General features: G+C 72.2%; 16 protein-coding genes and 3 pseudogenes. 13 read left to right on the forward strand and 6 right to left on the reverse strand.

The genetic code is table 11. The features are described 5' to 3' along the window. Nucleotides 1-9 precede the first annotated feature (9 nt). Nucleotides 10-420 carry an ATP-binding protein gene (locus V5P93_RS18470; protein WP_104481336.1) on the reverse strand — a complete coding sequence of 137 codons (411 nt, stop codon included), beginning with the start codon at nt 418-420 and terminating at the stop codon, nt 10-12. 363 nt (nt 421-783) lie between these two features. Between V5P93_RS18470 and V5P93_RS18475 the strand changes: the two genes are divergently transcribed. The 4 genes from V5P93_RS18475 to V5P93_RS18490 all read left to right on the forward strand — a co-directional run bounded on the left by V5P93_RS18475 (nt 784) and on the right by V5P93_RS18490 (nt 3,854). Next, nucleotides 784-1,731, forward strand: coding sequence for a fatty acid desaturase (locus tag V5P93_RS18475; protein ID WP_104481337.1), 948 nt, complete (start codon nt 784-786; stop codon nt 1,729-1,731). A gap of 278 nt (nt 1,732-2,009) precedes the next feature. Continuing rightward, nucleotides 2,010-2,675 (forward strand): fasciclin domain-containing protein, encoded by a 666-nt coding sequence (locus V5P93_RS18480; protein ID WP_104481338.1) that lies wholly within the window; start codon nt 2,010-2,012, stop codon nt 2,673-2,675. Between the two features lie 238 nt (nt 2,676-2,913). Next, nucleotides 2,914-3,276, forward strand: a complete 363-nt coding sequence (locus tag V5P93_RS18485) for a hypothetical protein (RefSeq protein WP_146108222.1) — start codon at nt 2,914-2,916, stop codon at nt 3,274-3,276. 164 nt (nt 3,277-3,440) lie between these two features. Further along, nucleotides 3,441-3,854, forward strand: coding sequence for a hypothetical protein (locus V5P93_RS18490; RefSeq protein WP_104481340.1), 414 nt, complete (start codon nt 3,441-3,443; stop codon nt 3,852-3,854). 4 nt (nt 3,855-3,858) lie between these two features. Here V5P93_RS18490 and V5P93_RS18495 read toward each other — a convergent pair whose 3' ends face one another. Together V5P93_RS18495 and V5P93_RS18500 are read right to left on the reverse strand one after the other, a co-directional pair. Next, complete coding sequence (locus tag V5P93_RS18495) at nt 3,859-4,011, reverse strand: hypothetical protein (protein WP_374066649.1); 153 nt, start codon at nt 4,009-4,011, stop codon at nt 3,859-3,861. 214 nt (nt 4,012-4,225) lie between these two features. Further along, nucleotides 4,226-4,306 (reverse strand): annotated as a pseudogene (locus V5P93_RS18500) (AsnC family protein); the annotation flags it as partial. 118 nt (nt 4,307-4,424) lie between these two features. Between V5P93_RS18500 and V5P93_RS18505 the strand changes: the two are divergent. From V5P93_RS18505 to V5P93_RS18525, 5 genes and pseudogenes are all read left to right on the forward strand, one after another. Beyond that, nucleotides 4,425-5,345 (forward strand): annotated as a pseudogene (locus tag V5P93_RS18505) (M20 family metallopeptidase); the annotation flags it as partial. A 41-nt stretch (nt 5,346-5,386) separates the two neighbouring features. Then, nucleotides 5,387-5,725, forward strand: a complete 339-nt coding sequence (locus V5P93_RS18510; RefSeq protein ID WP_146108223.1) for a hypothetical protein — start codon at nt 5,387-5,389, stop codon at nt 5,723-5,725. Then, nucleotides 5,649-6,533 (forward strand): GerMN domain-containing protein, encoded by an 885-nt coding sequence (locus V5P93_RS18515; RefSeq protein WP_104481342.1) that lies wholly within the window; start codon nt 5,649-5,651, stop codon nt 6,531-6,533. The genes V5P93_RS18510 and V5P93_RS18515 overlap by 77 nt, the downstream gene beginning before the upstream one ends. A 75-nt stretch (nt 6,534-6,608) precedes the next feature. Then, nucleotides 6,609-7,226, forward strand: a complete 618-nt coding sequence (locus tag V5P93_RS18520; protein WP_181043710.1) for a PadR family transcriptional regulator — start codon at nt 6,609-6,611, stop codon at nt 7,224-7,226. An 85-nt stretch (nt 7,227-7,311) separates the two neighbouring features. Then, complete coding sequence (locus V5P93_RS18525) at nt 7,312-7,914, forward strand: VC0807 family protein (protein ID WP_104481344.1); 603 nt, start codon at nt 7,312-7,314, stop codon at nt 7,912-7,914. 161 nt (nt 7,915-8,075) lie between these two features. Here V5P93_RS18525 and V5P93_RS18530 read toward each other — a convergent pair. Further along, nucleotides 8,076-8,258: pseudogene (locus V5P93_RS18530) on the reverse strand (DUF1772 domain-containing protein); the annotation flags it as partial. On the opposite strand from V5P93_RS18530, the gene V5P93_RS18535 reads away from it, so the two are divergent. Continuing rightward, nucleotides 8,188-8,736, forward strand: a complete 549-nt coding sequence (locus tag V5P93_RS18535; protein ID WP_146108224.1) for a hypothetical protein — start codon at nt 8,188-8,190, stop codon at nt 8,734-8,736. The pseudogene V5P93_RS18530 and the gene V5P93_RS18535 sit on opposite strands and share 71 nt — an antisense overlap. 282 nt (nt 8,737-9,018) lie before the next feature. On the opposite strand, the gene V5P93_RS18540 is transcribed toward V5P93_RS18535, so the two are convergent. Together V5P93_RS18540 and V5P93_RS18545 are read right to left on the reverse strand one after the other, a co-directional pair. After that, entirely contained in the window at nt 9,019-9,936 is a 918-nt protein-coding gene (locus tag V5P93_RS18540; protein WP_104481345.1) for an LD-carboxypeptidase, read from the reverse strand. Beyond that, a complete protein-coding gene (locus V5P93_RS18545) occupies nt 9,933-11,843 on the reverse strand; it encodes a prolyl oligopeptidase family serine peptidase (RefSeq protein WP_104481346.1) in 1,911 nt (636 codons plus the stop codon). The genes V5P93_RS18540 and V5P93_RS18545 overlap by 4 nt, the downstream gene beginning before the upstream one ends. 112 nt (nt 11,844-11,955) lie before the next feature. Between V5P93_RS18545 and V5P93_RS18550 the strand changes: the two genes are divergently transcribed. The 3 genes from V5P93_RS18550 (at nt 11,956) to V5P93_RS18560 (ending at nt 14,275) form a co-directional block, all read left to right on the forward strand. Then, nucleotides 11,956-12,522, forward strand: a complete 567-nt coding sequence (locus tag V5P93_RS18550; RefSeq protein ID WP_104481347.1) for a DUF3090 domain-containing protein — start codon at nt 11,956-11,958, stop codon at nt 12,520-12,522. Between the two features lie 6 nt (nt 12,523-12,528). Continuing rightward, nucleotides 12,529-13,326, forward strand: coding sequence for an SCO1664 family protein (locus V5P93_RS18555; RefSeq protein WP_104481348.1), 798 nt, complete (start codon nt 12,529-12,531; stop codon nt 13,324-13,326). A 97-nt stretch (nt 13,327-13,423) separates the two neighbouring features. Then, complete coding sequence (locus tag V5P93_RS18560; protein WP_146108225.1) at nt 13,424-14,275, forward strand: WXG100 family type VII secretion target; 852 nt, start codon at nt 13,424-13,426, stop codon at nt 14,273-14,275. Nucleotides 14,276-15,797 lie beyond the last annotated feature (1,522 nt).

Raw genomic sequence — 15,797 nt, forward strand, 5'->3', positions numbered from 1 at the left:
GAATGGGGATCAGGTCGGCAGGGGGAAGTCGGCTTCGACGGTGGTGCCGGGGGAGGCGTTGGTACCGTGGTCGACGCGCAGGTGGGAGGCAAGGGCGCGCAGGATGCGGAGTCCGCGGCCGCGGAAGCGGTCCGTGGCGGTCCGGGGCCGATCGGCGGCTCGCCAGTGGCCGCGATCGGACACCGACACCCGCACCACCCGGTCTCGGACGTCGGCGCGGACGGTCACCACGCCGGGCGCGTCCGGGGGATAGGCGTGTTCGACGCTGTTGGTGACCGCCTCGCTGACCCCGAGGAGGATCTCCTCCGCCCGCTCACCGACCACCTGGTGGGACATGAGCCACGCGCGCACGGCAGACCTGATCTCGGACACGGCTCGTGCGCGTGCGGCGACCTCGACCCGCAGCGGTCTGGTACTCACCGTGGCGGTGGTACCCGTCGAAAACGCCCCTCACACGTGAACGCGCCAATTCGCCACCAATCGGCCCTGCCCCCCGAAGTCGCGGTCGCCCACCTGCGCAAACTCCTCGACCGCGACACCCGCGACCGCCTGTGCGCACGGGCCGCCGTCGCCCGCCTGACGCCCGCTTCATGTCCACTGAGGACGAAGGTGGCCGTTCGGCGTACGATTTGGCGGTCGCGTACAGTCGGTGCGGTATGTGAAAACACACAGGCCGGGTGGAGCCGGCAGTGCTCCCCCTTCGCGTCGCAGCCCTGTGTGGATCCTCGCCCAGGCGCGCGACAGATGACCGCGCCCCGGTCATCACCGACACCTTGAGGTGGCATGACCACGAACAGCCCCGTCGTCGACAGACCGCGCCCGCAGGCCAAACCGCTGCTCTCCCACCAGGCGGGACGGGTGGAACTGATCACCATCCGGGCCTTCCTGATCATCCCGTTCCTCGCGCTGGTCGCGGTGGTGCCCGCGGCGTGGGGGTGGGGGATCGGCTGGGCCGAGATCGGCGTCGGCGCGGCGTTCTACGTGGTCTCCGGCCTCGGTGTCACGATCGGCTACCACCGCTACTTCACGCACGGCGCGTTCAAGGCGAACCGGGCGCTGCGGATCGCGCTGGCCGTCGCGGGCGGGCTGGCCGCGCAGGGGTCGGTCATCACCTGGGTGGCCGACCACCGGCGCCACCACGCGTTCTCCGACCGCGAGGGCGACCCGCACTCGCCGTGGCTGTTCGGCACCTCGGCCGCCGCGCTGGCCAAGGGCTTCTGGCACGCGCACATGGGGTGGCTCTTCGGCAGCGACCGCACCAACGTCGCCCGGTTCGCCCCCGACCTGGCCGACGACCCGGACATCCGCGCGGTCGACCGGATGTTCCCGCTGCTGGTCACGCTCAGTGTCGGACTGCCCGCGGTGCTCGTCGGGCTCATCACCTGGTCGTGGTGGGGCCTGCTCACCGGTTTCCTGTGGTCCGGGCTGGCCAGGGTCGCGTTCCTGCACCACGTCACGTGGTCGGTGAACTCCGTGTGCCACATGGTCGGCGACCGCCCGTTCACCAGCCGTGACCGCTCGGCCAACTTCTGGCCCCTGGCGATCCTGTCCTTCGGCGAGTCCTGGCACAACCTGCACCACGCCGACCCCACCTCCGCCCGCCACGGCGTCAAGCGCGGGCAGATCGACATCTCGGCCCGGGTGATCTGGGCCTTCGAGAAGCTCGGCTGGGCGCGGGACGCCCGCTGGTCCAGCCCGGAGCGCCTGGAACGGCTGGCCGCGAAGGCCTGAGGCGGGCCCACCTCCCCGGGCCTGGGGACAACGTCGAGCGGGCCGTGGCACTGGCACGGCCCGCTTGTTTTGTGCCCGGAGTTCGGCGTGGAAACCGCGACGCGCGGCCGCACCGAGGTACCGGACCGACCCCGCCGCGCGGTTCCCGTCATCCGTTCGCGGGAACGACCAATCCGCTCCAGAAGTGCCGTCGAATGACCTGCGAGGCCCCGGTGGCGCCGCCGCGGCCCTCGATTCGCTGTCCGTTTGCGACTGATTCACACTGGAGTGGAAGCACCATGCAGAAAAGGATTCGCGCCGCGCTCGTCATCCTCGGCACCGGCGCCATCGCGCTGACGGCGACCGCCTGCGGGAGCGGTGACACCGGCGCCTCCGGCTCGAACCCGGGCATGACCACGACCACGGCCGCCGCCGCGCCGATGACCACCACCTCGGCCATGGCCGAACCGGCGTCCGACCTGGTCGGCCCGGGCTGCGCGGACTACGCGAAGGCCGTGCCCAGCGGCGCGGGCTCGGTCTCGGGCATGGCCGCCGACCCGGTGGCGGTCGCGGCGAGCAACAACCCGCTGCTGACCACGCTGGTCTCCGCCGTCTCGGGCAAGCTCAACCCCAAGGTGAACCTCGTCGACACGCTCAACAGCAGCCAGTTCACCGTCTTCGCCCCCGTCGACGCGGCGTTCAAGAAGATCGACGCGGCGACCATCGAGAAGCTCAAGACCGACGACGCGCTGCTCACCAAGATCCTGACCTACCACGTGGTCGCGGGCCAGAAGTCGCCCACCGCCATCGTCGGTTCGCAGACCACGGTGGAGAAGGGCACGGTCAACGTCACCGGCTCCGGCGACAACCTGAAGGTCAACGACGCCAACGTGATCTGCGGCGGTGTCAAGACCGCGAACGCCACGGTGTACCTGATCGACTCGGTGCTCATGCCCACGAGCTGAGCCCGGGTCACACCGGGCCGCGCCCACGGGGTTCCGCTCCGTTCACCGCGGGTGCGGCCCGGCTCGTGATCTTGGCGACCGCGCGACCGTCCGATCGGTCGCGCGGTCGTAGACTCGCGCCACCAGTGGAACCCCCGCATCGGGAGGCAGGGTGAGCGGCCCCCGTCGCGAAGTGCCGGACTGGGTCGCGCTGGTGCTCATCGGGGTCTAGCTCGCGTCGGCGATGGGGTTGCTCGGTATGTACGCGGACAACCCGAGTCGTCTCGAATACTCGGTTTTCGCCTGGGTGTTCGTTGGGAGCCTGCCGTTCAACCTGGTGGCGCTCGCCTCGGTCCGCCACGCGAGGAGCATGGCCATCGCGTGGCATCCGTTCGCCGTAGCGCTCTTCGTGGCGTTCGTCGTGTGGCACGCGGCCGGGACCGGCGCGCTGGCGGGATGGTGGCTTCCGCGCTGGGGGATCGCGTTCATGATCGCCTCCAGCCTGCCCGCCTCGATCGCCTACCAGGCGGCGATGACGGCCTTGTGCGCGCTTGTGATCGTCGGCGACCGGCACCGGGCGCACAGCGCGACCAGGGTGCGCCGGTCCGAGCCCGCCGGGTGAGATGCCCCCGAGTGGATCGTCCACAGGGGACCCCGCTGGTTGCTCTGTTCGGGTGACGGCGCCCCTATCCCCGGGGCGGGCCGGTAGGCGGGTGGGAGCATCGCCCCCATGGGGGCGATCTTGAACGACGTACCGGTGCCGCACGACCACGCCGGGGCCGCGTCGTGACCACGTGGACCGGGTACGGCTGGGTCGCCGTGCCGCTGGCGCTGGTCGGGATCCTCGTCGGCGGTGGTGTCGGAGCCGCCTTCGGACACGGGACGCTGATCGAGGTGCTCGTCGGCGCGGCGGCGGGGGTTCTCGTCGCGGGCGTCGCCGCCTACCTGCTGGGGCGCGGGGTGAACCGGGCGGGCTCACCCGCGGAGCGGTACTGGCGAAATGACCACCGCATGTGCGGCGTGCCCGTGCAGTTCGCGGGTTGCGGGTACGCCGTCATCGGGAACACGACCGTCGCCCAGGAGCTCGGCCGCGCCAGGGGCGCCTGGCTCGGGTGGCTGGAGTTGCTGGTCGTGACCGCGCTCATCGTGCTGGGCACGGTCTGGTGGGGCCGGAGCCAACGGACCTCGCCGGCCACCTGACCGCTCACGCCGCCGGGGCCCACGGGTCGATCGGGACGGCGCCGGTGATGCGGCCGGTCTCGTCGATCAGGCACCCCATCCGCTCGACGGACCGCAGCGTCACCGCGCGGTCGGTGAGGGTCACGTGGGGGAGCTTGGCGGCCAGCTCGGCCTCCAAGCGGCGCGGAGCAGCTCGCGGTGGTGCGGTTCCCAATCCGCGCGAGTCCCCGCACCGCGTCGTCGCGACAGGCGGGTTCGATGTCCAACTCGATGAACGCGTTGCAGTGGTCCTTGGCCCAGGTGGTCACCGTGGGGTAGGCGGTGATCCGCGCCAGACCCGCGTCGTGCAGCGCCTGCCGGCGCCGGGCCGCGGTGGCGGGCGCGATGCCGAGCCGCTTCCCCAGCTCGTGCCAGGTGGCCCGGGGCGCGGCTTGCAGCGCGTGGACGATTTCGAGGTCGACCTCGTCGAACATGGCGGAATCCGGCACGGAGCGTCCATCCGGTGATTGATCAGATCGAGATCACGGCACAGCGCGGCAGCGGTCGGGATGCTTCGGCAAGCCCCCTGCCACCACGCCAAGGGAGTTCGAAGTGTCCGTCCTCGACGACGCCGCCACCGCGCGCGACGACCTCATCCGCCTGCGCCGCGACCTGCACGTCGACCCGGAGATCGGCCTCGACCTGCCGCGCACCCGGGCGAGGGTCCTCGCCGCGCTCGACGGCCTGCCGCTGGAGATCACCCCCGGCACGGGCCTGACCTCGGTCACCGCCGTGCTGCGCGGAGTCGCGCCGGGCCCGGTCGTCCTGCTGCGCGGCGACATGGACGCGCTGCCGATCCAGGAGCGCACCGGCCTCGACCACGCGTCCCGCGTTCCCGGCGTGATGCACGCCTGCGGCCACGACCTGCACACCGCGGCGCTGGTCGGCGCCGCCCGGCTGCTCTGCGCGCACCGCGCCCGGCTGCGCGGGGACGTGGTCCTGATGTTCCAGCCGGGGGAGGAGGGCTGCGACGGCGCCGCCGCGATGATCGCCGAGGGCGTCCTCGACGCCGCGGGCCGCCGAGCCGAGGCCGCCTACGCGCTGCACGTGTTCGCCTCGGGCGTGCCGCACGGGGTGTTCAGCGCGCGGGCCGGCACCACGATGGCCGCGTCCGACGGCCTGCGCGTCACGGTCCACGGCGCGGGCGGGCACGGCTCGCGACCGCACCGAGCCAAGGACCCGGTGTCGGTGGCCTGCGAGATCGTCACCGCCCTGCACGTGCTCATCACGCGCCGGGTCGACATCTTCGACCCGGCGGTGCTCACCGTGGGCACGTTCCAGGCAGGCACCCGCCGCAACATCATCCCGGACAGCGCGTGGTTCGAGGCCACCGTCCGCACGTTCTCCGCGCAGACCAAGGACATCCTCAAGCCCGCGCTGCTCGCCGCCGCCACCTCGATCGCGGGGGCGCACGGCCTGCACGCCGAGGCCGAGTACGTCGAGGGCTACCCGATGACCGTCAACGACGCCGCCGCCGTCCTCGCCGAGCTGGCCCTGCGCAGAGGGAGCCGGGGATGACCCTCACGGTTGTCGCCGCCATCGCCGTCGTGCCCACCACGGGTCTGCTCGCGTGGGCGCTGTGGTTGCTGTTCAACGCGGTCGTCGCCCGCAGGCACGGGCCCGACGCGCTCAACGCCACGCCGCCGATCGCCCGCGCGTTCCGCGACACGCGTGGCGTCCCAGGGCCTTCCGACGACGAACCGTGCACCTTTCGGCACTGCCGCTGGGGTGTGCTGCGGTTCGACCATCGGATGCAGGCGAGAAGGAGCGCAGACCATGCCGAACCTCCCGTGCACCTCGACCGTCGAGCACGACCTGCCGCCGACCAACAGCCCCGTGGCCGTGTTGGTTGACGTCCGCACCGGTGCCCACCCCGACGAGGGGTTCGACCGCGTGGTGTTCGACTTCCGCGACAACACCTCCGCGCCCGGGTTCTCCGTCGGCTACGTGCCGGAGGTGATCGAGGACCCGAAGGGCACGCCGCTGCCGATGGTGCCAGGGCTGAAGCTGCTGGTGTCGCTGCGGTGGGCCGCCGCGCACGAGGGTGGGGCGTCGACGATCCCCGCCGGTGACCGCGACCTCCGGCCCGGGTTGGCGAGGGTCCGGCAGGTCAAGCTGGCTGGGGACTTCGAGGGACACGTCAGCTTCGGTATCGCGGTCGGCGGCTCGACCGACCCGGTGCCGTTCCGGGCCTTCGCCCTCGACGGCGCGCGGGTGGTCGTCGACATCGCCCAGGAGGGCCGGAATCCTTGGTACTGCGGCGAAGTCTTCTTCTGCGACGACCACAAGGTGGACGACAACACCGACCCGCCGGTCACCGCGGTGGAGCGCAGGTTGGACAAGCCCGCCGTCGCGAACGCCGCGCTGCGGGCGTTGTTCGACGGCCCAGGGGAGTCCGAACGCGCTAGGCGTCTGCGGTTCGTCAGCAGCCACGTCACGGGCTTCGCCGATCTCCGCGTCGACATCGACCGCGTCGCGCACGTGCGGCTGCTCGGCCCGATCAGCTCCGACGGCTCCGCGGTGATCACCGTCGCGGGGCAGATCACGCCCACGCTCAAGCAGTTCCCGACCGTCGACTGGGTCAAGATCTACGACGAGCAGGGCCGCACCCAGCACCCCACCGGCGCCCGCGACTCCATCCCCGAGCAGCTCGAACCCTGACCGCCGCCGCACCGTGCGGCGATCCGCTATAGTGCAAAGTGCTTGATGCGTGACGCACTAGTTGGCGGGGGTGGGATGGCCAGGGAACGGCTCGGCGACCGGGACGTCGTGGCGTTGGCGGTGCTGGCGCTGCTGGCGGAACAGCCACGACACCCCTACGAGATGCAGCGGCTGATCAAGGAGCGCCGCAAGGACTTCGTCACCGGCCTGCCGCGCAGCCTGTACCACGCCGTCGACCGGCTCCTGCGGGCCGGTAACGTGGAGCAGGCCGAGACGACCAAGGACGAGGGCAGGCCCGAGCGGACCACGTACCGGATCACCGACAGCGGCCGCGAACGCCTCGAACTCCGGCTGCTCGACCTGCTCTCCACACCGCGCACCGAACGACCGGTGTTCACCGCCGCGGTCTCCTTCCTCGCCCACCTGCCCGTCGAGTCCGCGCTGCGCGCGCTCCAGTCGCGCGTCGTGGCGCTACGCGGCCGGATCGCCGACGTCGACACGCAGATCGCGCTCGTTCGTCCGCACCTGGACCGGTTGGCGCTGCTGGAACTCGAACACGCGCGGGCGCTGGACAACGCCGAGGCGGACTGGCTCGACTCGGTGGTGGCCGATCTCCGTGCCTGCTCGCTGACCTGGCCGTCCGAATCGGACAACGTCACGCCGTTGACACGAAAGGTATCCCGCTCGAACTAGACATCAACCTGGGGGATAAATGTCTATATCGGACAACGGAGAACTCCGTCATTCCGTCGAAACGCGTCCCGCGACCGGCCGCGCCATGCTGCCACTCCTGCTGATCGACGTCGTCCTGCCCGCGGGCGTCTACCTGGCCCTGCACCTGTTGGGCGTGTCCGACCTCATCGCCATCGCCGCGGCGGGCTCCACGTCCCTGCTCCGCGTGCTCTTCACCGCGATCCACACCAAGCGCCTGGACGGCCTCGCGGCCTTCATCCTGCTCCTGTTCGCCGCGGCCGTGATCGCCGCACTGCTGGTCGGCGACCCGCGCGTGGCGATCGCCAAGGATTCCGCCTTCACCGCCGCCTTCGCGGTGGGTTGCTACTGTTCACTGCTGTTCGGCCGCCCGGTGGCGTACCACCTGGCCCGCCGCTTCCTCGGCAAACCGTCCCTTTGGGACGCGGCTTGGCGGCGGAATCCGGTGCTGCGGAGGAAAGCGCGCACAATGACCGCGGTCTGCGCGACCTTGTTCCTCGTTGACGCGATCGCGCGCATACCGGTGGTGTATTCGATGGGCCTGTCGACGAGTGAAGCCGAGGTTGCCTCCCGGTTCATCGCCCTGGGTTTGGCGGTCGCGCTCGCCGTCGTCGGCCGCACCCAGGGCCGCGGCCTGCGCAAGGAGATCAGACCGCTCGAGGGGCCCTGATCCGGGCACGCGCGGCCACCGCCGCCACCAAGCACACCACCGCGAGCGTCGACAGGATCGTCCGCACGATGTTCCAGGCCACCCACGGTCCCTCGTACTGCGCGCGCACCGCGGCCGGGTCCGCGTACGCCCGCGGCGGCCAGCCACTCGTTGAGCGGCACGCTGACCGCCATCGTCAGCGCGAAGGCGGCGGCGTAGAGGACGAGCGCCGCGACCGCCCACACCAGCACCCGCCGCACCGGTCGGCGGGTGTGCAGTGCCAAGGCCACGGCGGTGAGCACCAGCGCCCCGAAGAAACTCGGCGCGAAGGCAACGTTGCGGACGACGGCGTTGATGCCGCGCATCGAGGCGACAAAGGCGCGGTCGTCGAGCCTCTACGCCTGGTTCGGCAACCGCACCGGTCTGCTCGCCGACCTGATCCGCCGCCAAGCCGACACCGTCACCGCGGCCGTGACCACCGCCCTCGCGACCCCCGCCCCGTTCCGCGACCAACTGATCACCATCGCCGAGAACCTGCTGGGCCTGCTGGTGAGCCCCCCGTCCCCGGCAATCAACCGAGCCGCGATGGCCGCCCCCGAACTCGCAGAATTGGTACTCCAACACGGCCGACACACAACGGGCCCTCTGGTCGAGTCCTACCTGGCCGCCAACGGCATCCCGAACCCCGGACGCCTTCCGACTCCTCTACGGCCTGGTGATCCAAGACCACCAAATCCGCGCCCTACTAGGCGAAACACCCCCGTCCGACCCCAGAGCGGAAGCAAGAGTCGCAGTCGACCGCTTCCTCACCCTGACCGCCGCGAATACCCCACGTGGCGCTGACCGCCAGCCTCCACCCGGAGCCTGGCGCGAACCGCTCCTGCCGCTATCACCTCCGGTCCACGACGGACACGGTGATGCCGTCGACTGAGGTCCACCGGACCCGCGCAGCCAACCAGCGATCCCCGAGCCGAGGCACGTGTGGTCAAGGCAGGTTTACGTGGGAAACCGTGCCGGAACGGATACACGAAGAGTCGCGTTGTCCGTGCTGCGCGGGTTTTCGGGAGCTTGGGTTTCACCTGGGCCGCGCGGTTTCCGGTGGGATCGCGCGGCCCACGGGCGGTGCTAGGAGAGCACCGGTTCCGTCATGATCAGCGTGCCGTCGTCGGCGTCGAGGGTGGCGTCGGCGCCCAGGGGGATCGTGAGTTGGCCCGGGCAGTGGCCGAAGCCTAGTTCCCAGACCATCGGGATGCCGAGCCCCCCGAGCAGGTCCTCCGTCACCCCGTAGATCTCCGACAGGTCCCCGCACCCCGACCACGACCCCAGCGCGATCCCCGACACCCCGGTGAACCAGCCCGCCCGCAGCAGCTGCGTCAGCATCCGGTCCACCCGGTACGGCGACTCCCCAACGTCCTCGAGCAGCAGGATCGCCCCGTCCGGCGGCGGGTAGAAGTCCGCGGCGCCCAGGGTTGTGGAGATCAGGGAGAGGTTGCCGCCCACCGTGCGGCCTCGGGCCAGGCCGTGGCCCGCCGTCGCGGTTTTGGGGCCGATGAGGCGTTTCACGCTCTCCGGGTAGAACAGGGTGTCCTGGAGGTGGCGTTGGGCCTCCTCGTCGAACAGGGTGCCCGCCATCATCGGGCCGAACAGGGTCACCAGGTCCAGGCGCTCGCCGAGGGCGGCGTGCAGGACGGTCGTGTCGCTGGAGCCGACGAACACCTTGGGACCCGCCGCGGCCAGCTCGTCCCAGTCCAGCAGGTCGACCAGGCGCTGGGAGCCGTAGCCGCCCCGCGCGCACAGGACCGCCTCGACCTCGGGGTCGGTCCACGCCTTCTGGAAGTCCGCGGCCCGGGTGGTGTCGGCGCCCGCCAGGTACGGCAGCTTCGGGTGGCGGTCGAGGACGTGGTCGCCGACCTTCACCACCAGGTCCCACGACTGGAGCACCGCGACGCCCCGGGCCAGCTGGTCCGGGTCCACCGGCCCGGCCGGGGCGACCAGCGCCACCGTCGAGCCCGGGCGCAGGCGGGCGGGGTGGGTGCGGTTCATCGGTGCAGCTCCAGGGTCGGGGCGTCGGTGTCGAAGCCGAAGACCTGACCGTAGAACGACAGCTCCGCCTCGTGGGCCGTGACGATGGTCTCCGCGCGCCGGAAGCCGTGGCTCTCGCCCTCGAACGTCAGGTACGCGTGCGGCACACCGGTGCCGTCGAGCGCCGCGACGAACCGGTTGGCCTGCGCGGGCGGGCACACCGGGTCGTCCAGGCCCTGTAGCAGCAGTACCGGACCGGCGAGGGTGTCGACGTGGTTGATCGGCGAGAGCGCCAGGTACCGCTCGCGGTGCTCCGGCAGGCTCCCGACCAGGCCCTCGACGTAGCGGGACTCGAAGTCGTGGCTGTCGACGCCGCCCTCGGCCCACGGGGACAGGTCCAGGATCGGGAAGCTGATCGCGGCGCACGCGAACACGTCCACCGTGGTGATCGCCGCCGCCGCGGTCCACCCGCCCGCGCTCCCGCCCCGGATCGCCAACCGGCGCGGGTCCGCGGTGCCCTCGGCGACCAGGGCCCGGGCGACGGTGGCGCAGTCGCGGACGTCGGCGACGCCCCAGGCGCCGTTGAGCAACTCGCGGAACGCGCGCCCGTAGCCGGTGGACCCGGCGTAGTCGACCTCGACGACCCCGATGCCGCGGCTGGTGAAGTACGCGATGTCCAGGTTGCGCGCGGGGGTGACCCGCGAGGTCGGGCCGCTGTGCGGGTACACCACGTACGGCGGCAGCTCCCCGTCCGGCGCCGCGAAGTCCGGGTTGGTCGGCGGGTACGCGTACGCGGGCACCCGGTACCCGTCCGGGCTGTCGAACGACCGCGCCACCGGCTCGGGCAGGTACTCGGCGTACGCCGACTCCTCGGCCCCGGCCAGGTCGACCAGCTCCCCTGTGGACAGGTCCAGCCGCACCGGCCGCCACCCCTCGCGCGGTCCACCGGCCGCGCCGACCACCACGCCGTCGGGGGTCGCGTCGAAGTGCGTCCACAGCGGCAGGTCGGTCTCCACGTCGGTGACCGTGCCGCTGCGCTCGTCGAGCACCGCCAGCCGGTCGTCGCGCAGCACCGCGTACCGGCCCCGGCCCAGCGGCGCGAACCACCGGTAGCCCAGCTGCCACAGCGGGCCGCCCAGCTCGTACTCGCCGGGCGCCAGCGTCGCCGCGGCACCGTCCACACCGATACGACGCAGGTTCCACCAGCCGTCCGGGTCGGTCAGCACCAGCAGGGCGTCCGCCGACTCCCACTCCACCTGGCACACCGACTCACGCGGCCCACCCGCCACCACCCGGTGCGCGCCCAGCGTCCCGTCGGCGGTGACCGCGGCCACGCACAGCTCGGTGCCGTCCCACGGCATCGCCGGGTGCTCCCAGCCCAGCCACGCCACGTGACGGCCGTCGGGGCTCGGCTTCGGGCCGGACATGAAGTGGTGGGTGCGGCCCAGCACCCGCGGCTCGCCGCCGTCGAGGGGCACGGCGACCAGTTCGCGGAAGTTGTCGTGGTCCTCCCGCACGCACCACACCTCGGTGCCGTCCGGGCCCGCCACCAGGTCGGTGTACCGCAGCCCCTGGGGCTCATTCGGCTCCGGGGTGATCGGTCGGGGCTCGGCGCCGTCGAGGTCGGTGAGGTAGAGCCGCTGGTCGACCCAGTGGGTGAACACGACGCGGCCGGACATGACCAGGTACGGCAGACCGCCGTACTCGTGCACCCGGTTGCGGACGTTCCACGGCGCCGGGGTCAGCTCGCGGACCCGCGCGCCGTCGTGGCGCACCAGGGTCACGCGGCCCCCGTCGGCGGGTCGGTCCTCGACCCAGAACGTGTCCGGACCGTGCGCGCGCACCCAGCGCGGCCTGCTGTCGGCGCGGGCCACGTCGGCGGCGCCGAGCGGGGAAACCCACGTACCGTATGGAGCGATCTTCACCACAGGCAGGACCCTACCGAGTCCCGTCCGATCGCCCGATACGGTTTAGGTGTGCGGCGACACCGGCGGGTACGGCCTGCCCGTCCCGACGATGTCCCATAAGGTCGGAGGTGCCATGGCCCGTGTCATCCACGTCTTCCGTCAGCCCGACCGCTTCATAGCCGGAACGGTCGGGCAGCCCGGCGACCGCACGTTCTACCTGCAGGCCGTCGAGAGCGCCCGCACGGTCAGCGTGACCATCGAGAAGCAGCAGGTCGCGGTGCTCGCCGAGCGCATCGGGTCGCTGCTGGAGGAGGTCCACCGCCGCTTCGGCGCCGAGGTCGACGACCGGGTCGAGGACGACGACGTCGACGCCGAGCCGCTCCAGGTGCCGGTCGAGGAGGAGTTCCGGGTGGGCACCATGGGCCTGGGCTGGGACGCCGAGACCCGCGCGGTGGTCATCGAGCTGCTCGCCGCCACCGAGGGCGAGGTCGACGAGTCGGTGGTGCTCGACGACACCGAGGACGGCCCGGACGCGGTGCGGGTGTTCCTGTCCCCGACCGAGGCCCGCGCCTTCGCCGAGCGCGCCGACCGGGTGGTCAACGCGGGCCGCAAGCCGTGCCCGCTGTGCGGGGAACCACTGGACCCGGAGGGGCACGTGTGCCCGCGGCAGAACGGGTACCGCCGCAGCGAAGAGGACTGACCCGCCGTGCTGCCCACCGACCCCGACGCCGGGGAGTTCCTGCGCCACGGCACCCTGGACATCGAGGGCAGGCTGGTCGACGCGTCCAACGCGACCCTGTTCTGCGCCATCGAGGCCGAGGGCGTCGAGGCCAAGTGCGTGTACAAGCCGATCCGCGGCGAGCGCCCGCTGTGGGACTTCCCCGACGGCACGCTGGCGGGCCGCGAGGTGGCCGCGTACCTGGTGTCGCGGGCGGCCGGGCTGGCGGTCATCCCGCCGACGGTGCTGCGCCAGGGCCCCTTCGGGCCGGGGATGGCGCAGCTGTGGGTGGACACCAAGGAGGGCGACGACCTGGTCGACGTCCTGGCACCGGACGAGCTGCCCCAGGGCTGGCGCCCGGTGCTGCGCGCCCTGGACCGCTACGGCGACCCGGCCGTCCTGGCCCACTCGAACGCCGCCCCGGTCGCGCTGATGGCCGCCCTCGACGTCGTGCTGAACAACGCCGACCGCAAGGGCGGGCACGTCCTGCACGGCACCGACGGCGGCGTCTACGGCGTCGACCACGGCATCTGCCTGCACCAGGAGCCGAAGCTGCGCACGGTGCTGTGGGGCTGGGCGGGGGAGGCGCTGCCGGACGAGGCGGTCGACGCCCTGCACACCCTGTCGGCCGCGTTACGCGGGGACGACCTGCCCGAGGAACTGGCCCCGCACATCACCCTGACCGAGATCGCCGCCCTGCGCTCCCGCACCCAGGCCCTGCTCGCCGCCCCGGTCTTCCCCGAACCCGACGAGGACGGCCGCCCCATCCCGTGGCCCGCGTTCTGACGCGGCGAACCCGGCCATTCCGGACCCGCGCCCGGTGCCGGTGTGCAAGGCTCTGGCCGATGGCCGTTCAGGGGGAACGGCAGTGGGGGAGCAGAGCGTGACCGAGTGGTACGAGGGCGCGGGCGCCGTGGAGAGCGTCGCCGGGTTCGTCGACACGTTGACCGGTGAGTCCGAGGGTGAGGGCGTCGACGTCATCGACGCCGCCATCGGGGGCGCCGGGATGGTCGTCGACGTGGTCGGCTCGGCCGCCGACCCCCTCAGCTCGGTCATCTCGGCCGGTGTCGGCTGGCTGTTGGAGCACATCAGCTTCCTCCGCGAGCCCCTCGACGCCCTGCTCGGCAACCCGGACGAGATCAACGCGAACACCGACCAGCTCAAGTCCGCCGCCCTTGAGATGAAGATGGTCGCCCAAGAACACCGGGACGACGTTCAGGCGATGGGCGGCTCCTGGTCCGGCGAGTCGAACGAGGCGTTCCGGGCGTCGCAGGAACAGATGGCGGCGCAGTACGAGGCGCTCGGCAAGACGATGGACGGCACGGCCGCGATCTACGCGTTGTCCGGCGCGCTGGTCTGCGAGCTGCGCGCCATGGTCTTCGACTGGATCTCCGACCTGATCGGCGACCTGGTCACAGGCGCGATCATCGCCGCCGCGTCGGCCACGGTGACCCTCGGCAGCTCGGTCGCCACCTATGCGGGTTATGCCATGGGCAAGGCGATCAGGCTGTCCACCAAGATCGCCGGGCGGCTGAAGAAGCTGCTTGAGGCGATGGAGCGATTCGGCAAAAGGATCGGCGAGCTGTCGAAGAAGATGTCCGGCCTGATGAAGGGCCTGGAGAAGTTCTCCGACTACGGCGACTACGCCAAGACCGCCTACGACGCGGTCAAGCCGTACGAGATGCCGCAGACCCAACCGCAGACCCCTGGCGTCAACCCCGGCTTGGCCCACTGACCGACAGATGCGCAGGCACGGCGATTCCCCCGGTGGCAGCCACGGGGGAACCACCCACCACGGCGGGTCGAGCACACCCACCCCGGGCGGCTCCGTCGGTCCCGGGTCCGGAGTCGGATCCGGGACGGGCATGGACCCCGATGGCATGGACGCCATCGGCAACCGCATCTCCGGTCGCGGCGGCCAACTCCGCGACGGCGTCGGCGGCAAGCTCAACATCGGCGCCTCGTCGCAGAGCGCGGGGGTGTTCGGCCAAGTCGCCATGTTCAAGGCGGATGAGGCGATCAAGACCGCCCGCGAGGGCGTCCAGCGGGCGGCGGAATCAGCGGAGACCAGCGGGCGGAAGGTCAAGGACACCGCGCAGGCGGCCCGCGACACCGACCGGTCGAACGCGTCCAACCTCGGCCGCTCCGGCGACGGCCTGGGCAAGACCGCGCCCCGCGCGTCCTCCGACTCAAGCGTCGCACCACGGACGGCGAACGCCCCGGGCGCGGCAAGACCAAGCGGCGCACCGGCGGTGTCGGGCGGCACCGACACCGCCCCTCGTGGCCCGGCGGGCACTCCGGGCGCTCCCCGCCAGGTCAACAACCCCACCGCGACGGGCACGCCGCAACAGACCCCCACCGGCCCGACCAACCGACCGACCTCCGCACCCCGCGTGCCAGGCACTGCGGAGCAGGCCGGCCCGCCGGCCGCGTCTCGCACCCCCGGCGGGGGCCCGGCGACCGCGCAAGCAGGCGCCTCTGCCGGTGCACGCCCTCCGGACCTGTCCGGCCGCACACCCGGAACCCAGCCATCCGGCGGCCCACCCATGGGCACGGCTGGTTCACGCCCTCCCACCACACAAGCGGGCACCCCAACCGGTGCACGCCCACCCGGCGCTCAACCGGCCGGCGGGCCTGCTTCGCGTCCCTCGACCGCCGCCGGCGCTCCGGCAGGCTCGCGCGGTGCCCAGCCGACCGCAGGCCCGTCAACGGGCACCCCGGGCTCGCGTCCTTCCACTGCCCAGGCGGGCAACCCCGCGGGATCGCGTCCGCCGGGCGCTCCGGGAGGCGGCACACCAGCAGGCAACCCGGCCTCCCGTCCGTCGGCGGCTGCCGGCGCCCAGGCCGGCTCGCGTGCGCACGGCGCCCAGCCGACCGGCGGCCTGTCGGCAGGTACTCCCGGCACGCGCCCTCTCAGTGCGCAGGCAGGTGCCCCGGCCGGCTCGCGTCCACCGGGCACGCCAGCAGGTACTCCGGCCTCCCGTCCGTCGACGGCGGCCGGTGCCCCGGTTTCACCCGCACCCGCGACCCAATCGACCGGCGGCCCGCTCACAAGTGCTCCCGGCACTCGTCCCCCCACTGCCCAGGCGGGCGCACCGGCAGGCTCGCGTCCATCAGTCACCCAGTCGACTGGTGGCCCGTCCACGGGCACCCCAGGCTCACGTCCGCATGGTGCCCAGCAGGCAGCTGGTCCGCCCTCGGGTGCCACCGCTTCCCGCTCCTCGTCTGCGGCAGGCACCCCAAGCAGTCCGACAGGT

It is taken from the genome of Actinokineospora auranticolor (genome assembly GCF_041897805.1).
In the GTDB taxonomy this organism is placed as follows: domain Bacteria; phylum Actinomycetota; class Actinomycetes; order Mycobacteriales; family Pseudonocardiaceae; genus Actinokineospora; species Actinokineospora auranticolor.